This window comes from Capnocytophaga sp. oral taxon 412 str. F0487 (assembly GCF_000271925.1).
Taxonomy (GTDB): Bacteria; Bacteroidota; Bacteroidia; order Flavobacteriales; family Flavobacteriaceae; genus Capnocytophaga; species Capnocytophaga ochracea.
The window spans coordinates 35227-56251 of the sequence record NZ_AJZR01000047.1 but is presented as its reverse complement, the minus strand read 5'-3'; the positions used below and the strand labels follow the sequence as shown (position 1 = coordinate 56251).

Sequence of the window (21025 nt, the reverse complement as noted above, 5' to 3'; positions counted from 1 at the left end):
CCTGCTTATGTGTTTAATGGGCAAAGTCATACAACAGAAGTACAGCTCAATTCACAAACACCAATCGTTGCCCCTCCTATAAATTATACAAATACTACCACAGCTACGCTTAATCCTAATATACCTATTATTAGTAAAACGGAATGTACAGAGGCTGTTTCTAATTTTTCAATTAAAAGTGTACATCTAAAAACAGAACATCAAAGGAATTTCAAAGAGGCGGTAATAGATCCTAATACGCTACCTCGTGAGAGTTTTTCAGAAGAGACCTTTAATCAGTTTTGGGAACGTTATATAGATGAATTACTTGTTAAAGGTGAACGTATACAAGCTTCTATTCTTAAAATTGCAATATTAAGATTAGAAGGAACTACTATTCATTTGGAAGTATCAAGTAATACAGCTAAAAATGATATTGTTCAGATGGAGCATAAACTCTTAAATTATTTGCACAAATCTTTGCAGAATTATGATCTTACTATTGAGATAAGTGTAAATGAAGAAATAGCTAAAAGAATAGTAGTAACTCCCGAAGATAAATATGAGAAATTATTAGAAGAAAATCCTATCTTACAAGAGTTTAGAAGAGCTTTTGAACTAAATTTAAAAGGATAGAAAAACAGTATTTTTAAAACTCAGTGCTACATAATTTATAGTTAGTAGTGTTTTTTATTTTCTAATTCTTTTGTTTTTTTCAATATAATGCCTAATTTTGCCGAAAATAATCTTAATAAGATGTTTTGTCTATGGTTAGATAAGTATAGACAAGAGGTACGTTAAACAGTTGAATATTAATAAAATTAATAAAATATGAAAGTACTTAATGAACGACAATCAAAGATTTTAGAAAGCTTAGAAACTAAAAAGTACGTCAGTGTAAATGAATTGAGTGATAAGCTTAAAGTTTCGGTCGTTACTATACGTAAAGACCTTAATCTCTTGGAACAGGAAGGCTATTTGCATCGTACTCACGGTGGAGCTAGTAAACAAATGCGCTATGTGTTTGAGCAAACAATAACTGAGAAAGAAACTCAAAATGTAGAAGAAAAAACGCGTATTATTACTAAAGCGTTGGACTTTATTAAAGAAAATGAGTTTATCATACTTTCATCAGGAACTACAGCTAATCTTTTAGCTCAAAAAATTTATGGCATACGCAACCTTACAGTACTTACTCCTTCCCTTAGAGTAGCTTTAGAGGTCTGCAAAAATCCTAGTGTAAATACCATTCACTTAGGAGGAGAAGTTCGTAAAAACTCTACCTCCACTATTGGCGTACTTGCTGAAGAAACTCTTAGTAACTTCTCTTGTACTACTTTATTCTTAGGAGTTGAAGGTATTGACCTTGATTATGGATTGAGTTCTACCAATGTAGGAGAAGCTCATCTAAATCGGAAGATGATGGAACGTGTAGACAAAACTATTGTTTTAGCCGACTCCTCTAAGATTCACAAACGAGGCTTTGGTTTTATCTGTTATGTAGAGAAAATAGATATGCTTATCACTGATGCAGGTGCTGACCCTGAGTTTGTAGAAGAACTTGAAAAACGCGGTGTAGAAGTAATTATTTGTTAATTATCGAAATGATTGACACATATAATGATAACTATATATCACAATCCTAAATGCTCCAAATCACGTTGTGGTTTGGAGCTTTTAAAAGATTTGGGGAAAGAATATCAGATAGTAGATTATCTTAAAAAAGGTATTTCTAAAGAAGAACTAAAAAATCTCCTCACTAAGTTACAGATGTCTCCTATTGAATTAGTGCGTACTAAAGAAAATATTTGGAAAGAGCAGTTCAAAGGAAAAACGCTTACTGATGATGAAGTCATAGAGGCAATGATACAATATCCTCAACTCATTGAGCGACCTATCGTAATAGTTGGTGACAAAGCTGTGATAGGGAGACCTACTGAAAGAATAAAAGAAATTATATAAAATAAAGAATGAGAAGAACGCTATTAAGCGCTATTGCTTTCATTTTTGGAGCAACAGCTATGTACTCGCAGGCATATCTGTCAGTGAGTGGAGGGTATGGTTTTAAAACCCACCAGAAGGTATTGGGTAGAGATGCTACTGACCCAACAGCTATAACCGACCTAAAAGGGAGTTATGGAGAAGGATACCAAGCACAATTACGAGGAGGATATTTTTTTCATAAGCGTTGGGGAGGTGAATTAGCTTTAGGATATCTTCATGGTGAAGATATGAACACTAATAAAAACCAAATATTGAATATGAAAGGACATGGGAGGGCTTTTGGAGCTTCTCTTTCGTTAGTATTTAATATTACTGATAATTTATATCTGCGTGCTGGAGGTGTTACCAAAATAGGGGGCAGAACAGAAATACAAACAGAGCTCAATGCTTTTGGTTTACCCTTGAGCTTGTTTAATCCAACAGCACCGGCTGGGTCAACTGTAGATATAAAAGCTAATTTTCAAAACAATTTTCACGGTAAAATTCCCTTTGGTTTTATAGGAGGGATAGGCTACCGCTTTAAGGTTAGTGATAAAGTAGCTTTTTTTATAGAAGGTGAATATCTGAATATTAATGTGCCTCGAAAGGAATCTAAACTTAAGGATTTTTCGGCTACTCGCACAGTAGGAGGAACATCTCTAGCACTTACACTTCAAGAGTTTAAAGGATATATGTTGGCCTTACAAAATGTACCACCATCCCCTAGAACAGAACGCCTTAAACAATTGGCTACTCAAGTAGCACCATTACTTGAAGATAGTTATAGTTGGGAAGGTAAAGGAGCTCTTGATGCCCCTTATTCTTCTATAGGGTTTCACTTTGGAGTTACTTATATGTTTTAAAAATATAACTTTTCTAAAAAAACAAATTATAGATAACAAAAGGAACTCCTCTTTTTATTTAAAGAAATCTTATATTTAGCTTATACAAACCTTATACCAGTCTTTGATGATTGTTATGGATGTATGTGTATGATTTATTTATGGATTACACTTTAAGGAAAAGACAATGTAATACAAAATAAAGCAGTCGTAACACGACAGATATAAAAGCATACTTGTACTGCCGTAGGAAATGGAAGAATAATTAATATTTTGTTATATCGAACTGATATTAAATAATTAATATTGCCCCAAAACTTTTGGGGCAATATTATTTTATGCTCTTATTTCTTTTATTAGCTAAAATCTAAAAGTTCCTCCTATACCTAAAACAGTTTCAAAGAAGAAGAAATCATGTTTAGCTTTATCGGCAATATCATAAGTAGTTCGAACATCATACATATTAATATAACCTCCTTTGAGTTCACCAACTATAAGGAAGTATTTAAAAAAAGTGAGGTGTAAACCTGCTTTAGCATTTACGCCTATCCCTGCAATGTGAAACTCGTCATAACGCTCTTTATTAAGTAACTTAGTATTCGTTTTTGGATATAGTGCTCCAAAACCGATACCTTCAGTAAGATTTACCTGTAATATATCGGTGTTGCGAATACCAAATAAACGGGAAATATTGTCTATACGAGCTCCTTCAACTACTACATAGTTCAGACCGTCAGTATGCTCAAAGGTGAGAAAATCTTCGCTAAGTAACTTGTCAGTATTGTTATAAGTACCATCATGAGAAGTGTTAGAACCATTGATGTAACCGTTCATTTTTACAGTTTGTCCATTTTTCATTACGTATTTCATATGGTCTACGCCTGCAGAAATAGTATAATGGTCGGAAATATGGTAACCAATATGGAAGTTAGTTTGAGGAATGGTCATCCGCAAAGGATTAATATAATCTATATGCCAACCTTTCGGTTTATCTACAGCCTCTACATCTTTGATAGTAAAGTTGTAATTGTTACCCGAGAAAGTAATATCGGAATTGGTATAATAGGCACGATTACCGCCCCAATAGAAGAAAAACTTACCCTTATTGTGGGTAGTGTAACGCTCAGTAGAAGCATTTTGTGCAAAAGTAGTTAGTGTGCTAATACCTAACAACATAGTGATAAAAATCTTTTCCATTAGTGATTATTTTTTTAGTTTTGAGGGCGCAAAAGTAACTATTAATTTTTTATTTACCAAGTTGTGTTTATTTTTTCTTCTTTTCTATTTATCTAATTCTTCTTGGGGTTAAAAATTTTTCTCTCCAAAAATGCAACTAAAACCAAAAGAGCAAGTTCACACTTGATTTGACTTTCTTTGCTTGCATTGACTCCTAGTAAAGATATATTGCTATTTTTCTAAATCTCCTCCCATAGGATAAAGAAATTCATATACAGTTCTTTAGCAGAAAGGTTAGGATACAGATAATAAATGAGCTTTTTGGTAAGTTTCCCTTTGCTCATTCCTGCAAAAATAAGTTCATCACCCCTATACATTGTTAGTTGCTTGGTCTCTGTTGAAAAATGTATAGTAAGTACTTCATTTCCGTTTGCATAGAATAGGAAACTACTCACTACATCATTTAGCAAAGGATATTCTTCTTTATAAACTATTTTATCTTGCAATATTTTAAGCAATTGTTTTCCTTTTGATAGAGGGAGAAGTTTTCGTTCTTCAGTGATATGTTCTTCTTCAGGAGCACCAGACCACGAAGTTTCTTTTGTCCAACCCGTACGATGTATGACCACAATACTATCTAATTTCCCTTGATAGAGTTTGCTAAAATCCATTGCTTTAGGATATTGAGCTAATACTATACAAGGAACGAGGAATAAGAATAAACGGGGCATTAGCTTTATGGTAGGTGATTCTTTGTTATATGAACTTTCTTTTATCTTCTAAGAGATCTGACTAACTTATGTTTATGATAGCTATGATCTATAAACACTTCAACAATATCTTCATTCTTAGTAATTTCTAATGTATTATTTTCAAGTGTATAAATATAGCTATCAATAGGATAAATCTCCTCATCAATAGTTATATTAAAATCTTCATCTATTGTAACCATAACATTATTTAAACTGCAACTATTATTATAGCGACACTTAGCTTTAAACTCTGTTGAAAACTCTAATCGTTCTGACTCTAAAAAGTCTTTTAAATGTTGTTTGTTTTTGTTGATGTCTATTTCATATTTATTTTAGTTTTTTTGATCAATAACTCTGTAAAGAAGATGTACTCTTTTCTAACCATTGCCCTTTCTTATCTATATAAAACCATTCACTTTTAATGCGAACTAAAGCTTTTTCTTCTGAAAATTCATGAACTTCATCATATCGTGTTGGAATAAATTCTATTCCTTCTTTGTCTATGAATCCCCATTTATTGTTAGAGCTTACAGAAGCAAAACCCTCTTCTGAAAAATAGGTTATTATATCATATTTTAGTGGAATTATTTCTTCCCCTATGATGTCTATGAGTCCATATTTACCATTAAGTTGTACTATCATAATATCTAACTCTATAATAGGGATAATTTCATCGTATTTCGGAATTATGACTTCATTTTGGTTACTATTTATAATACCCCACTTATCATTAAGTTTAATTTCTATAATGTCTTTTGAATAGATAAAAATATTATCGTATTTAAAAGGAATTATCTCTTCTCCCTTTTGATTTATGACACCCCATTTACAACCTATCTTTACTTTTGCTAAGTTTTTATAAAATAAGTCAACTTCATCATATTTTATTGGGCAAATCTCATTTCCTTTTTTATTTACAAAACCCCATTTAGTATTCAATTTTACAGCTGCAAAATCATTACGAAATTCCCAAACATTATCATATTTTAAAGGGATTACTTCTTCGCCTCTTATATTTATAATTCCCCATTTGTTATCAAGGGTTACTTGTATGTATTCATCATCTAATTTGTAGATGAAATCATATTTTATAGAAATAATTTCCTCCCCTTTTTGATTTATTAATCCTTTTTTATTGTTAAGAGACACTCTGGCAAAACCTTTCTCAAAATCAGAGATTTCATCATATTTAATAGGCGTAATTTCTTCTCCTACGTCATTTATAACTCCCCATTTATTAGACAAAAATACTTTTGCTCTATTTCCTTTAAAATCAGAAATTCTATCGTATTTTAAAGGGGTAATCTCATTTCCTTCTCTATCTACAAAACCATATTTATTATTACGTTTTAATCCTATATTTTTCTCCATAAGAGTATTAATTATTTGATACTCTATAGGAACAACTAGTTGTCCTTTTTTATTTATGATTCCACATTTTCCATTGATATACACTTTTGCTATCCCTTCATAAAAACCCATATTAGAGTCATAGGGAGATAAGTCATCATCATAATTTCCTATCAAATCATATCTTATAGGAATAACTTCTTCTCCTTTCTCATTTATAAATCCCCATTTATTATTTAGTTTTACAGCGATTAATCCATCTAAAAATTCCCCTATGCTATCATATTTTATAGAAGTAACTTCTTTTCCTTTGTTATTTATGATTCCCCATTTTTCTTCAATCTCTACTCCAATTAACTTAAATTCTATCCTGCCATCAGGAAAATAATTATTTAATATTTTTGTCATATCATATTTTATAGGAGTTTTTTCTACTCCTATCCTATTTATGAAACCATATTTTTCACCTAACTTTACTTCTATTAATTCTGCTCCCCAAACATCTCTATATTCTTCATATATACAAGGTATTACAAGTATATTTCTACCATTAACAAATCCCCATTTTTCTTTATTGTCTTTTATCGGCTTTATTTCCTCATTCTTTATATTTTCAATAATTTCTCTAATCTCTTTTACATTTTTTACACGTTCTTTAGGGTCTTTTACAAGACATTTTTTTATTACAGAACTCCATAAATAAGAAAGTTCATCTTCTAAAAAAGTAGGCAATTCTCCAGTGCCTATTTGTCTAAAAAACTCTAATTTACCTGCTGAACTATTGGGTTCATAAGGGCCACTATCAAAAGGTATTTTACCCAATAATAACCAACAAGCAATCACACCAAAACTCCATAAATCTGTTGAAAAAGTTATCTCTCCATTAGTAAGTTGTTCAGGAGAACTATAATAAAACAAATACTCTTCTTGTAGAATGTTTATATAAATATCTGTATTAATATTGTTGATTGTTTGACTATTAGCAAAATGAGAAATCTTTGGTATGTAATCATCTTCATGTTCTTCTAGTAAAATATGTGATGGTGTAAGCCTTCCATGAATAATATCTTGCTTGTGTAAGAATTCTATACCATCAAGTAAATATCTTAATATAATCTCTTTTTGATATGGTCTGAAATCTTGTTTTTTTATGAAGTCTTCAAGACTACCTAACTTATAATATTTTTGTAAGGCAAAATTATAAGTTTCTTCTAATGATGAAAATGTATAACAATCAGTATAGTTTGCTATGTTAGGATGTGAAGACAATGATTTTACAAGAATAACTTCATCCTTAAGGTTAGTACTAAATTGGGAAGAAACCTTATCTCTTTTAATAACAACCCACAGATTACTAAAAGTATCATAGGCTTTATAAATTGTAGTATTGCCTTTTTCACTAAGTAAATCAGTTAAAGGATTGTATTGATAACGTTGTGTAAACTCTTTGTAAGTCATAGTGTATTGGATGTTATATTAGTAAAAAAAGAATATGTTTTTTTGATTTTAGCTACAAAAAAATACATAATATATTTCATTTGCTCAAAACATTTTGCTTAATTTACCATTCTTCATTACTCTTTCTCAATTAAGATAGAACAAATATTAGGATAAGTTAAAAAACTTTGCCAAAGTCTCACACTTTGGCAAAGTGTATGATGCAAAAACAATTGGTTGTCAAGTCTCTCAACTATTTACTCAAATACATCTTCCTCCTTGTATAAATCTCATAGAAAGCATCATCTTTAAGGCTATCGATAAACAAAATGCTTTCGCCGGTAGATTTCATTTCAGGTCCTAGCTTCTTATCTACATTTGGGAATTTATTGAACGAGAACACAGGTTGCTTAATAGCAAAGCCCTCTAAGTGCGGGTTAAAATGGAAATCAGTGAGTTTCTTTTCGCCCAGCATTACCTTGGTAGCGTAGTTCACATACGGCTCTTGGTAGGCTTTAGAGATAAATGGCACCGTACGAGAGGCGCGTGGGTTTGCCTCAATGATATACACTACATCGTCTTTTACAGCAAACTGCACATTGATAAGCCCTACCGTATTGAGTGCCAAGGCTATTTTATGAGTGTGGTCTTTTATTTGTTGGAGTACAAACTCACCCAAATTGAACGGTGGCAAGGTAGCATTACTATCGCCTGAGTGGATACCACAAGGCTCTATATGCTCCATAATACCAATGATATACACATTTTCACCATCGCATATCGCATCGGCTTCTGCTTCTATGGCGCCATCAAGATAATGGTCAAGTAGGAGTTTGTTGTTAGGTATCTTGCGCAAGAGGTCTACCACGTGGGCTTCCAATTCTTCTTTGTTAATCACAATCTTCATTCCTTGTCCACCCAAAACATACGAAGGACGTACCAATAGTGGGAAATCCAATTCATCAGAGAGTTTGAGCGCCTCATCGGCCGTTTCGGCTACTCCAAAACGCGGATAAGGAATATTATTCTCTTTCAGTAGAGTTGAAAAACTACCTCTATCTTCTGCCAAATCCAACGACTGGAAGCTAGTACCTATAATTTTGATACCATATTTATCTAATTTCTCTGCCAACTTCAAAGCTGTTTGTCCGCCGAGCTGTACAATGACCCCTTCGGGCTTTTCGTGCTGAATAATATCATAGATGTACTCCCAGAACACGGGTTCAAAATAGAGCTTGTTAGCTGTATCAAAGTCGGTAGAAACAGTCTCAGGGTTGCAGTTAATCATTATGGTTTCATAACCGCACTCTTCAGCAGCCAATACCCCGTGCACACAGCAGTAATCGAACTCAATCCCCTGCCCTATACGGTTAGGGCCTGAACCGAGTACTACCACCTTTTTGCGGTCGGTTACTACACTATCGTTGGCTACGTATTCCTTGCCGTCAGCGGTGCGGATAGGTGCCTCAAAAGTAGAATAATAGTAAGGGGTTTGTGCCTTAAACTCAGCAGCACAAGTATCTACCAATTTAAACATGCGACGTATGTTGAGTTCTTCGCGTTTCTTGTGTATTTCACTCTCCCAACAGCCCACCATATAAGCAATTTGTCGGTCGGCAAAGCCTTTTTGTTTGGCTTCAAAAAGAAGTTCTTTAGGTAGAGTGTCTATTTTGTAGCGTGATATTTCTTTTTCGAGTGCACATAGTTCTTCGTATTGCTTGAGGAACCACATATCTATCTTGGTGATTTCGTGTATACGGCTCAGCGGAATACCCATCTGTACCGCATCGTATATCACGAATACCCTGTCCCAGCTGGGGTAGGTGAGTTTCTCAATAATCTGTTCGTAGTTCTTATAGCCTTTGCCGTCAGCTCCTAAACCATTGCGTTTGATTTCGAGCGATTGGGTTGCTTTCTGCAATGCCTCTTGGAAAGAACGCCCTATACCCATTACCTCACCTACCGACTTCATTTGCAAGCCAATAGTGCGGTCAGAGCCTTCGAACTTGTCAAAGTTCCAACGCGGTATTTTCACAATCACATAATCTAACGTAGGCTCAAAGAAAGCAGAAGTAGATTTGGTGATTTGGTTTTGCAACTCATCTAAATGGTAACCGATAGCCAGTTTGGTAGCAATCTTAGCAATAGGATAACCTGTAGCCTTAGAAGCCAAAGCCGAAGAGCGCGATACTCGTGGGTTGATTTCAATAGCGATGATATCTTCTTTTTCATCAGGCGACACGGCAAACTGCACATTGCACCCTCCAGCAAAATCACCTATACTGCGCATCATCTTAATAGCCATATCGCGCATACGTTGGAAAGTGCGGTCAGATAGAGTCATCGCAGGGGCTACCGTAATAGAATCCCCTGTGTGGATCCCCATAGGGTCCATATTTTCAATAGTACAGATAATGGCTACATTGTCGTTCTTGTCGCGCAAAAGCTCAAGTTCATACTCCTTCCAGCCTAAAAGAGCCTTATCGATAAGCACCTCGTGGATAGGCGAGGCTTCCAAACCGCGATTAAGGAGCATATCAAAATCTTCTTTTTTATAGACGATAGAAGCTCCGGTGCCGCCCAAAGTAAAAGACGGACGTATTACGAGTGGAAAACCAAAGCGTTGCGCGATTTCTTTTCCTTTAAGGAAAGAAGTAGCCGTTTCAGACGGCGCCATAGGGATACCAATTTCATCGAGCAACACGCGGAACTTTTCGCGGTCTTCAGTGATTTGTATGGCATCAATATCTACCCCGATGATTTCTACCCCAAAGTCTTTCCAGATGCCTTTTTCGTCAGCCTCAATACAGAGGTTGAGTGCTGTTTGTCCGCCCATAGTAGGGAGTACAGCATCTATTTCGGGGTGTGCTTTTAGAATTTCCACTAATGATTTAGTGGTGAGAGGTTTCAGATAGACCACATCCGCCATAGAGGGGTCTGTCATAATCGTAGCAGGGTTAGAGTTAATAAGTATGGTTTTGATACCGTCTTCGCGCAAAGAGCGCAATGATTGTGAGCCTGAGTAGTCAAACTCGCAGGCTTGTCCAATGATGATAGGTCCTGATCCAATCAACAGAACACAATGTAGGTCGTTTCTTTTTGGCATTTTTATATAGATATTGCTGTGTTTTATTAAAAAAATAGCTACATTTTTCAAAAGAAAAATATAGCTATTGTACTATTAGAAAAGAATATAGTACTGCTTAAAGGGATACAAGGGAGGGCTTGTGGCGTGATATTCATTTAACAATTAATAATTAAAAAGAGCGAAAAACGGGTCTCGAACCCGCGACCTCAACCTTGGGAAGGTTGCGCTCTACCAACTGAGCTATTTTCGCTTATCTTGTTTTAGTAAATTTGCAACTGATTGGTTTTTCATTTACGGGGGCAAAGGTACAAATTATTTTAAGAAAAGCAAAAAATAGGAGAGAAGAGAATAACAAAAAGGAAACCCTGCTAAGCTATGATGAAATTAATGTTAAATCAAGTGAAGCTATTGTCACTCTCATATATTTCATTTGTTAGGTGTATTTAGGTGTAGAAAGAATTTAGTATAATAAAGTTATTTCTTTAAGAGAAAAAGTCTTTATACCCCCTTGTTCCGTTTCTACAATTAATTTTCCAGAAGGTTCCACACCTCTTATAATGCCTGAAAAGTTCTTTTCTTGGCAAGAACGAAAAACGGATACTCTATTTAGTTGGAATAGATATTTCTGGTAAATAGTATAAACGCTTTCGAAAGACTGTTGAGGAAGTGTAGAAAGGTTTGATTTTAATTCAGAAAAGATTAGTTTCATCACTTGTTCTACTTGAAAATATTTGCCAGTTAATTTTTTTAAAGAAGAGGCTTTAGGTAAGCCATCGAAACTTGTTTGGTTAAGATTGAGCCCAATACCGATTATACATTTCTCAATTTTAGTCTTTTGAATAGTATTTTCTATTAATATTCCGCCTATTTTGTAACGTTGAGAAAGGATATCATTAGGCCATTTAATATTTATATTAAGAATATTTAATTCCTCTAATACTTTCATTATTGCAATAGGTACAAGCATATTGAGCAAAAAAGCATCTTTTAAATCTAAATGCTCAGGAAGGAATAAAATACTAAAAGTAAGATTCTGATAGGGTTCACTTGTCCATTTTGTTCCATATTGTCCTATACCTGCAGTTTGCTGAGGAGTCCAGACTACTAAAAAATTAGGAAGAGAATCCTGAATATGTATTAAATTTTTTAAGTACTGATTAGTAGAATCAATGCTTTTTAAGGTAATGATGTTCATAAAAAGTAAAAAATAGTTATAAAAATTTGGTAGTATAAAAAAATGTAGTACATTTGCACCCGCAAAGTCAAAATAAGGCATAACAAAATAGATGGCGAGGTAGCTCAGGTGGTTAGAGCGTTGGATTCATAACCCAAAGGTCACGGGTTCAAATCCCGTCTTCGCTACTAAGATTAAACAAAAGAAAAAGAGTGGTTTATATTTGTAAATCACTCTTTTTTTATGCCTGAATTTACAAAAAACAAAACACATAGGAAACGCATACACTATGAAAAACAAAAGTCTCTACTCTAAACTCTGAATTTATAATGTAATAATGATGTTGCCACTTGGTAGGAACGGGTTCAAAAATCGTGCCATTCAAGTAGTTACGAAAGAGTATGATGATTAACTTTCTTAAAGATATTCTGCAAAGTATGTTTTATATGATGCTATGAGGCAAAAGACAACTAGATTATTAAGAGTGGTATTTGATAGTGGAATGGGCGGGTACTAAAAAAATCCTTTTTTATTTTTTCGTTACAATTATCTTTCGTACTTTTACGCCCTAAATTTAACTAATTATAATATTTGTATGGATAAAATGATGTTATATTTACCGTTAGTCCTTGCTATTCTTGGACTTATCTTTATGATTGCAAAAGCTTCGTGGGTGAACAAACAAACCACAGGCAACGATCGAATGCAAAGTATTTCCAAAAGTATCAAAGAAGGGGCAATGGCATTCCTCAATGCTGAGTACCGTATTTTGGCACTCTTTGTGATTATTGCTTCTATTGCTTTATTTATCGTTTCTCGTATGGTAGAAACTTCTCACTGGCTCATTGTTGTGGCTTTTGTGTGTGGAGCTTTCTTCTCTGCCTTAGCGGGAAATATAGGAATGCGTATTGCTACCAATGCTAACGTACGCACTACCGAAGCGGCTCGTACCAGCTTGCCAAAAGCTTTGAAAGTGTCGTTTGGAGGTGGTACTGTGATGGGATTAGGAGTGGCAGGTTTGGCAGTATTAGGCTTGAGTTTATTCTTCATCCTCTTTGTAAACACTTTTGTAGTAGGAGGCAATTCGTTTTATGACGAAATGACTCTTGTACTCGAAGCCTTAGCAGGTTTCTCACTCGGTGCTGAGTCTATCGCACTCTTTGCTCGTGTGGGTGGTGGTATTTACACCAAAGCTGCCGACGTAGGGGCTGACCTCGTAGGAAAAGTAGAAGCTGGTATCCCAGAAGATGACCCTCGTAACCCTGCTACTATTGCCGACAACGTAGGTGATAACGTAGGTGACGTAGCTGGTATGGGTGCTGACTTGTTCGGTTCGTATGTGGCAACTGTACTCGCTTCAATGGTATTGGGTAACTATGTGATTAAAGATATAGCAACTGCCAATGGTGGTGCTTTCACCGATGCCTTTGGTGGTTTAGGACCTATCTTATTGCCGTTAGTAATTGCTGGTGTAGGTATCATTGCTTCAATTATTGGTACTTTCTGTGTAGGTATCAAAAACAACGATGCTAAAGAAAAACAAGTACAAAGTTCACTAAATACAGGTAACTATGTAGCTTTAGCACTTACTTTAGTAGCTTGCTATTTTCTTATCAAATATATGTTACCCGAAACTATCCAAATGAGTTTCTTTGGTGAAGGAGTAAAAGAAATCGCAAGTATCAATGTATTCTACGCAACTATCGTAGGTTTGGCAGTAGGCTTACTCATTTCAGCTATTACTGAACACTTTACCGCTTTGGGTAAAAAACCAGTATTGAATATCGTTCGCAATTCATCTACTGGAGCTGCTACTAACATTATTGCAGGTTTGGCAACTGGTATGAAATCTACCTTTGGTTCTGTATTGCTTTTTGCTGTAGCTATTTGGGGTTCTTACTCTTTAGCTGGTTTCTATGGTGTAGCGATTGCCGCATCAGCAATGATGGCAACCACAGCTATGCAATTGGCTATTGATGCTTTTGGTCCTATTGCCGATAACGCTGGTGGTGTAGCCGAAATGAGTGAATTGCCAAAAGAAGTACGCCAACGTACTGATATTTTAGACTCAGTAGGTAATACTACTGCTGCGGTAGGTAAAGGATTTGCTATTGCATCAGCTGCACTTACCGCCTTAGCCTTGTTCGCTGCTTATGTTACCTTTACAGGCATTTCTGGTATCAATATTTTCAAAGCAAACGTATTAGCTGCCTTGTTTATCGGAGGTATGATTCCAGTAATTTTCTCAGCCTTGGCAATGCAATCAGTAGGGAAAGCTGCTATGGATATGGTGAACGAAGTACGTCGCCAATTCCGTGAAATTCCTGGTATTATGGAAGGTAAAGGTACTCCAGAGTATGGTAGATGTGTAGATATTTCTACCAAAGCTGCTTTGCGCGAAATGATGTTACCTGGTGCTATTACTATCATCACTCCTATTATTATCGGTTTTGTGATGGGTGCTGAAGCTCTTGGCGCTTATATGGCTGGTGTAGCTGTATCAGGGGTTGTATGGGCTATCTTCCAAAACAACGCTGGTGGTGCTTGGGACAATGCTAAGAAATCATTTGAAGCAGGTGTTGAAATCAACGGACAAATGACTTACAAAGGTTCTGACGCTCATAAAGCTGCCGTTACTGGTGATACTGTAGGTGACCCATTCAAAGATACTTCAGGCCCTTCAATGAATATCCTTATCAAACTCACTTGCTTGGTAGGTTTGGTAATTGCTCCTATCTTGGGTGGACATACTGCCGATGCTTCAGGTACTCCTATAGAAGCTCAAATTCGTCAAGGTGAAGGTGAGGGAGTGATGCCTGTGGAAGAAGTAGTAGTTATTGAAGAAGGTAAGCTTAACGCCGATGGTGACTTCGAGTACAATGTAGGTGATTTATTCCAATTGAGCCTTTTTGACAATACAATGTTAGAAGTAGGAAAGAACTCATCTGAAGCACACCTCGTGAAATTGATAGAAGATAAAAACCTTACTACTCCAGAACAGTTCAAAGATAACTGGATTACTTTGGATAGAACTTACTTCAAAACGGGTAGCGATGAACTTACTGAAGGTTCAGAACAACAATTAAAGAACATTGTAGCTATTTTGAAAGCTTATCCTAAAGCTGCTATTCGTTTAGGAGGTTATACTGATAATACGGGTAGTGTTGAAGGTAACAAAAAACTTTCAGAAAGACGTGCTAATTCAGTGCTAAACAAATTGGTAGCATTGGGTGCTAACAAAGCACAATTGAGCGCTCAAGGTTATGGTGCAGAACACCCTCTTTGTCCTGCTAACGATACTCCTGAGTGCAAAGCTAAAAACAGACGTATCGACATACGTTTGACTGCTAAATAACAGTATTTTAGTTACTATATAACCTCAAAAGGGGTGTTTGAGGAACTTCTTCCTCGAACACCCTTTTTATAATCACCTAAAAACTATGAAATTACCTTTATTTTTAGCAGCTATATTGCTCACTGCTTTTGTAGGCTGCAACGACTCAAAGACTTCAAAAATGACAGAGAATACAGATAACAATCCGCTATTGGTAGAAAGCACTTTACCTTATGGTGCTCCCGACTTCTCAAAAATTAAAGACGAGCATTACCGCCCCGCCCTGCTCAAAGGAATGGCTTTGCAAAACGAACGTATTGCCGCTATTGCTAATAGCAACGAAGCGCCTACTTTTGAGAATACAATTATCGCTTTAGAAAAAAGTGGGGTGGAATTAGAGCGTGCTTCAGCGGTATTCAATGCTTTAACTGAGGCAAATACTAATGATACCTTAAAAGTATTGCAAAAAGAACTATCACCTAAGTTTGCTGAGCACGCCGATGGCATTCACCTAAATGAAAAACTCTTTGCGCGTATCAAAGCCTTATACGATAAACGTGAGAGCTTGCAATTAGATGCTGAATCGCTTAAATTGTTAGAAAATTACTACGAAGATTTTGTAGTAGCAGGTGCTAACCTATCGGCTAAAGATAAAGAGACTCTTAAAAAGTATAACAGCGAGTTAGCTTCTTTGGAAACTGATTTTAACCAAACACTTTTAGAAGGTTCATTAGCAGCTGCTCAAACTATCAATGGTCAGAAAGTAGCGATTGTGAATACTACTCAGCAACCGCTCCTTAGTGAATTAGCTGACCGTAATGCGCGTAAACAACTATTTGAAGCAAGCTGGAATCGCACCGATGGGGGAGCCCATAATACCAACGATATTCTAAAACATATTGCCATACTCCGCGCTAAGAAAGCTGAACTCTTGGGCTTTAAAAACTATGCCGAATGGAGCTTGCAACGCACTATGGCTAAAACACCTGCTGCTATTGCTCAGTTTTTTAAAGATTTAGTACCTGCTTCAGTAGGTAAAGCGAAAACAGAAGCTAAAGAAATACAAGCACAAATTGCCAAAACGGGAGGTAATTTTACTTTAGAGCCTTACGATTGGAACTTCTATGCCGAACAAGTACGCAAAGCTAAATACGATCTTGATGAGAATGAAATCAAACCTTATTTCGAATTGAAAAATGCTCTTGAAAATGGTGTATTCTATGCAGCTACTAAACTTTATGGCATTACCTTTAAAGAATGCAAAGATATACCCGTATATCACCCTGATGTATTGGTATATGAACTTTTTGAAGAAGATGGTACGCCATTAGGACTTTTCTATGGTGATTTCTTTGCTCGTGAAAGCAAACGCGGTGGTGCGTGGATGAGCAACTTTGTAAACCAATCGAAGTTATTAGGCACTAAACCTGTTATTTACAATGTGTGTAACTATGTAAAACCTGCCGAAGGCAAACCAGCTTTGCTTACTTACGATGAACTTACTACGCTCTTCCACGAGTTTGGTCACGCATTGCACGGTTTCTTTGCCAATCAACAGTATGCAAGTTTATCAGGAACAGCAGTAGCGCGTGATTTTGTGGAGTTTCCTTCGCAATTCAATGAGCATTGGGCTTTGTATCCTGAGGTACTTAAAAACTATGCAGTACATTACGAGACCAAACAACCTATTCCACAAGCTCTTATTGATAAGATAAAAAAAGCGAGTACCTTCAATGAGGGGTATGCCTTTACTGAAGTTTTGGCTGCTGCCAATTTAGACTTGCAATGGCATACTATTCCTTCGGATACTATTATCAATAATGTAAGTGATTTTGAGAAAAAAGCCCTTGAAAGAACAGGCTTATGGGTGAAAGAAGTACCTCCGAGATATCGTTCGTCTTACTTTGCTCATATTTTTGGCGGAGGCTATGGAGCAGGCTATTACTCTTACCAATGGACAGAAATGCTTTGCCACGATGCATATCAATGGTTTGAAGAAAATGGCGGACTCACTCGTGCTAATGGACAACGTTTCAGAGATTTGATACTCTCCAAAGGAAATACAATGGATTACGAAAAGATGTATTTAGCCTTCAGAGGGAAAGCTCCTGCTATTGAGCCACTACTCAAAGCACGAGGATTGAAGTAATAAAAAAGCAGGTTACAATAACCTGCTTTTTTGTTTTTTTATAATACTACTTTTATCCTCCAAACCAACCTTCACGGTCTAAACTGCGATATTGAATAGCTTCACCTATATGATGAGGTTGTACTTCTTCGGACTTTTCTAAATCGGCTATTGTACGCGCTACTTTTAAAATACGGTCGTAGGCACGTGCAGAAAGGTTGAGACGCGTCATAGCATCTTTTAGTAGAGTTAAAGAATCTGTATTTACTTTACAGAATTTCTGTATTTGTTTAGTATTCATTTGAGCATTATAATGAATATGATCATATTCTTTAAAACGCTCTGTTTGGATATTTCGAGCATCTATCACCCGTTTGCGGATATCACGACTACTTTCTCCTTTTCTATCATCTGAAAGTTTTTCAAAGGGTACAGGATTTACTTCTATATGAATATCTATTCTATCTAATAGAGGTCCTGAAATTTTACTTAAATAGCGTTGCATTTCAGCAGGTGTAGAAGTAACAGGAGCATCAGGGTCGTTAAAATACCCACTCGGACTTGGGTTCATACTTGCTACCAACATAAATGAAGCGGGGTAAGTAACTGAAAACTTTGCTCTAGAAATAGTAACTTCTCTATCTTCTAAAGGTTGTCGCATTACCTCGAGAACAGCTCTTTTGAACTCTGGTAACTCATCAAGAAAAAGTACTCCATTATGTGCGAGAGATATTTCACCTGGTTGAGGGTAAGTACCTCCTCCTACAAGAGCTACGTCGGAAATAGTGTGATGAGGACTACGGAAAGGACGATGGCTCATTAAGCCTGTGTCCTTAATGCGTCCTACTACACTGTGTATTTTAGTAGTTTCAAGAGCTTCGTGAAGTGTCATCGGAGGAAGAATGCTGGGTAAACGCTTAGCGAGCATTGTTTTTCCTGAACCAGGAGGGCCTATTAAAATAACATTATGCCCACCAGCAGCAGCTATTTCCATACAACGTTTTACAGTTTCTTGTCCTTTTACATCAGCAAAGTCAAATTCGGGAGATTCCAAATCTCTGTAAAATTCTTTGCGTGTATCTATTTCGATAGGTTGTAATTCTTTTTCTCCATTAAAAAAATCTATGACTTCTTTTATATTCTCTACACCATAAACGTCCAAATTATCTACTATAGCAGCTTCTTTAGCATTTTGCTTAGGGAGAATAAATCCTTTGAATCCTTCTTTGCGTGCTTGAATAGCAATGGGTAGGGCTCCTTTAATGGGTTGCAAACCACCATCTAAGGACAGTTCGCCCATAATGATATATTTTTCTATTTCTTCACTTTGTATTTGCCCATTAGCTGCTAAAATACCAATTGCAAAACTTAAATCATAGGCAGAACCTTCTTTACGCATATCGGCAGGAGCCATATTGATAGTTATCTTTTTACCTGGAATTTTATATCCATTGTTTTGCAGAGCAGCTGCTATGCGATAATTACTTTCTTTAATAGCTATATCGGGTAATCCAACCAAATGATAGCCAATACCTTTATCGATATTAACTTCAATAGTAATTGTGCTAGCTTCTACACCAAATACAGCACTTCCGTAGATCTTTACTAACATTTCTGTGGTTAATTTTTGTACAAAGGTAAAACATTCTTTGTAAATGAGCAATTTTATTTCAAAAAATAATCTGCAATATAGTTAACAAAAGTTCGAGATAAGTGAGAGTATAGCTCTTGCACTACAGGAAGCCGTAGCACGGCAAGGAATTACAAGGTAGATTAGAACTTTTGCCAAAGATAAGAAAACGAAATTATAAATAACAAAGAAAGATGCTTTTTGGTTGAGGGAATCTTATGGTTAGCTTATACAAAGCTTATAGGAACCTTGGACGAATCTTGGAAGATTGGTATACAAAAGCTATGTAAGTGACTAAAAATGAATATTTAAGAGTGAAGAATTAGTGGTGATTTTAGAGTAATAAAACGAAATAAAAGCAAAGAAGAGATGAAGGAAGATTTCTTAGATGAAAATTGTAGCAACGCAAAGGAGATTGAAAAATAGTAATTTGTTGTTTAGAGCTGACGTTAAGTAAGTATATAAACAAAATAACGCAGGAGGTAAATCCTGCGTTATTCTGAACATAAATTTTAATACAAAATGAAACAAATTCTCGTGATCACGACAGGATTCGAACCTGTGACCGTCTGCTTAGAAGGCAGATGCTCTATCCAGCTGAGCTACGTGACCTCTATTCCAAAAAAAATATTTCAAAAATGCCACACAAAAGGAAACATTTATGAAATATCTTATTTTGTCGGGGCGGCAGGATTCGAACCTGCGACCTCCTGGTCCCAAACCAGGCGCGATGACCGGACTACGCTACGCCCCGAAATTATATCTAACAATTTGTATTAGATGCGGAGAGACTGGGACTCGAACCCAGGCGACGGTTACCCGCCGACAGATTAGCAATCTGCTCCGTTACCACTCCGGCACCTCTCCAATTTTGAAAGCTCCTTTGCTTTTGCGGTTGCAAATGTATAACAACTTTTTATTCTGTACAAATATTTTAGAAACTTTTTTGCACATTTTTTATCAATCTAATAATTATCAAATACTTAAAAATAGTAAAATCTTCTTTATATCCGTCTATCTAGGAGGAAAAACAATACCATAACCTGTACCGTTATTAAAAGTTGCTCCTGAGGGAAGTTCCATTGAGGTGCCTGTGGTAGACCAATCCCATAGTTTTGTCTCATCATCTGTAATGGTATTAGAAGTTTTATTATATTTCTTACCATTGAGAGGATAATAAAGCAGTAAATCATTTGTAGGTTTAAGAGTACTCCACAACTGTAATTGTATTTCTTTTTGGGTTAGGGCTCGTTTCCACAAACGCACCTCTCTGAGAAGCTCATTAGCTCCTGCAAACCATAAATCTTTTACATAAATTCTACTATTAGTATTTGCTGTTTTAGAACTTACCTCTTTTCCTTCTACATATACACGCAGGGTATTGCCATCACAGGTTACTGCAATAGGATACCATTTATTAGTTTGTGCCTTAAATACCTCAGCAGGTATTAATATTGAAATACCCGAAGCTTTTACGTCTAATTGATTGTTTGTAAAGCCTATTTCAACTTGATGAGTATTAGATGTTACTCCTACTATTGGGTTGCTTCCTATGAGATTTGAGCAATTAATTGTAGCTTCAAAAGTCCATTGAGAGAGCTCGTTATTAGATAGAGCTTCTCCCGTAGTAGCTTTTGTAGTTGCCATACTCAAAACCTTTGTTCTTGTTTCTTTATGTACTACTAATAGCAAACGGTCTTGTCCTGCAATAGCTTCAATGTTATTTCTACCTTTTATTTGTATGGGTAGTGCATACACTTCGTTGTTAGGAAACGTTAGTTCACTAATGGTAATATCAATAGGAGTTTCTGTTTCATAAGTATTGAAGATAGCATTTTCATCAATACTATATTTATCAGTAGGTAAGAGTTTGTAGTCCGTACCATATTGTGCATTATAGTCGTTTAAGATTTCAGCATCACCTGTGATAAGCTGAGCTGATACTATCTTACCAGCAGCTCTTATCAGTTTCACCTTTAAGTTTTGAATCTTGTTATCTTGGTATTCTTGTACGTACACTTCAACGACGTTATTGCCATCGAGAAATACTCCCTGATATACATTGGGAGCTTGAGGCGTTTTGTCGGTAGTTTCGTCTTGACAAGCTATTACACTTAGTAAGCCAAGTATTAAAAATATCTTTTTCATCTTT

Annotated in this window: 14 protein-coding genes and 5 tRNA genes; 7 read left to right on the top strand and 12 right to left on the bottom strand. The window is 35.8% G+C overall.

Annotation, left to right across the window (positions count from 1 at the left end; genetic code table 11):
- Positions 1-9 precede the first annotated feature (9 nt).
- The 4 genes from HMPREF1321_RS07800 (at position 10) to HMPREF1321_RS07785 (ending at position 2825) form a co-directional block, all read left to right on the top strand.
- Complete coding sequence (locus HMPREF1321_RS07800; protein WP_009422086.1) at positions 10-615, top strand: hypothetical protein; 606 nt, start codon at positions 10-12, stop codon at positions 613-615.
- 195 nt (positions 616-810) lie between these two features.
- Positions 811-1575 (top strand): DeoR/GlpR family DNA-binding transcription regulator, encoded by a 765-nt coding sequence (locus tag HMPREF1321_RS07795; protein WP_002671857.1) that lies wholly within the window; start codon positions 811-813, stop codon positions 1573-1575.
- A gap of 24 nt (positions 1576-1599) precedes the next feature.
- Entirely contained in the window at positions 1600-1941 is a 342-nt protein-coding gene (gene arsC / locus HMPREF1321_RS07790) for an arsenate reductase (glutaredoxin) (RefSeq protein WP_034575899.1), read from the top strand.
- Between the two features lie 8 nt (positions 1942-1949).
- A complete protein-coding gene (locus HMPREF1321_RS07785) occupies positions 1950-2825 on the top strand; it encodes an outer membrane beta-barrel protein (protein ID WP_009422113.1) in 876 nt (291 codons plus the stop codon).
- A gap of 339 nt (positions 2826-3164) precedes the next feature.
- Here HMPREF1321_RS07785 and HMPREF1321_RS07780 read toward each other — a convergent pair whose 3' ends face one another.
- The 7 genes from HMPREF1321_RS07780 to HMPREF1321_RS07745 all read right to left on the bottom strand — a co-directional run bounded on the left by HMPREF1321_RS07780 (position 3165) and on the right by HMPREF1321_RS07745 (position 11802).
- A complete protein-coding gene (locus HMPREF1321_RS07780; RefSeq protein WP_009422065.1) occupies positions 3165-4001 on the bottom strand; it encodes a hypothetical protein in 837 nt (278 codons plus the stop codon).
- A gap of 218 nt (positions 4002-4219) precedes the next feature.
- Positions 4220-4711 (bottom strand): hypothetical protein, encoded by a 492-nt coding sequence (locus HMPREF1321_RS07775; RefSeq protein WP_009422114.1) that lies wholly within the window; start codon positions 4709-4711, stop codon positions 4220-4222.
- 41 nt (positions 4712-4752) lie between these two features.
- Entirely contained in the window at positions 4753-4932 is a 180-nt protein-coding gene (locus tag HMPREF1321_RS07770) for a hypothetical protein (protein ID WP_009422087.1), read from the bottom strand.
- Positions 4933-5077: 145 nt separating this feature from the next.
- Positions 5078-7540 (bottom strand): WG repeat-containing protein, encoded by a 2463-nt coding sequence (locus tag HMPREF1321_RS11245; protein ID WP_009422071.1) that lies wholly within the window; start codon positions 7538-7540, stop codon positions 5078-5080.
- Positions 7541-7772: 232 nt separating this feature from the next.
- Positions 7773-10625, bottom strand: coding sequence for a carbamoyl-phosphate synthase large subunit (gene carB, locus HMPREF1321_RS07760; protein WP_034575907.1), 2853 nt, complete (start codon positions 10623-10625; stop codon positions 7773-7775).
- 159 nt (positions 10626-10784) lie between these two features.
- Positions 10785-10857 (bottom strand) — tRNA-Gly (locus HMPREF1321_RS07755).
- 210 nt (positions 10858-11067) lie between these two features.
- Entirely contained in the window at positions 11068-11802 is a 735-nt protein-coding gene (locus tag HMPREF1321_RS07745) for a biotin--[acetyl-CoA-carboxylase] ligase (RefSeq protein ID WP_034575906.1), read from the bottom strand.
- A 93-nt stretch (positions 11803-11895) separates the two neighbouring features.
- Here HMPREF1321_RS07745 and HMPREF1321_RS07740 point away from each other — a divergent pair.
- From HMPREF1321_RS07740 to HMPREF1321_RS07730, 3 genes are all read left to right on the top strand, one after another.
- A tRNA-Met gene (locus tag HMPREF1321_RS07740) sits at positions 11896-11969 on the top strand.
- A 407-nt stretch (positions 11970-12376) separates the two neighbouring features.
- Positions 12377-15136, top strand: a complete 2760-nt coding sequence (locus HMPREF1321_RS07735) for a sodium-translocating pyrophosphatase (RefSeq protein WP_009422089.1) — start codon at positions 12377-12379, stop codon at positions 15134-15136.
- An 85-nt stretch (positions 15137-15221) separates the two neighbouring features.
- Positions 15222-17264: a M3 family metallopeptidase gene (locus HMPREF1321_RS07730; protein WP_034575896.1), complete on the top strand. Its 2043-nt coding sequence runs from the start codon at positions 15222-15224 to the stop codon at positions 17262-17264.
- Between the two features lie 52 nt (positions 17265-17316).
- On the opposite strand, the gene HMPREF1321_RS07725 is transcribed toward HMPREF1321_RS07730, so the two are convergent.
- From HMPREF1321_RS07725 to HMPREF1321_RS07705, 5 genes are all read right to left on the bottom strand, one after another.
- On the bottom strand, positions 17317-18855 hold the full coding sequence (locus HMPREF1321_RS07725) for a YifB family Mg chelatase-like AAA ATPase (RefSeq protein ID WP_009422096.1): 1539 nt from the start codon (positions 18853-18855) through the stop codon (positions 17317-17319).
- A 556-nt stretch (positions 18856-19411) separates the two neighbouring features.
- Positions 19412-19485, bottom strand: a tRNA-Arg gene (locus HMPREF1321_RS07720).
- Between the two features lie 67 nt (positions 19486-19552).
- Positions 19553-19627 (bottom strand) — tRNA-Pro (locus tag HMPREF1321_RS07715).
- Positions 19628-19656: 29 nt separating this feature from the next.
- Positions 19657-19740: transfer RNA gene (locus HMPREF1321_RS07710), tRNA-Ser, on the bottom strand.
- Positions 19741-19887: 147 nt separating this feature from the next.
- Positions 19888-21021, bottom strand: coding sequence for a DUF1735 and LamG domain-containing protein (locus HMPREF1321_RS07705; protein WP_009422090.1), 1134 nt, complete (start codon positions 21019-21021; stop codon positions 19888-19890).
- Between the last annotated feature and the right edge of the window lie 4 nt (positions 21022-21025).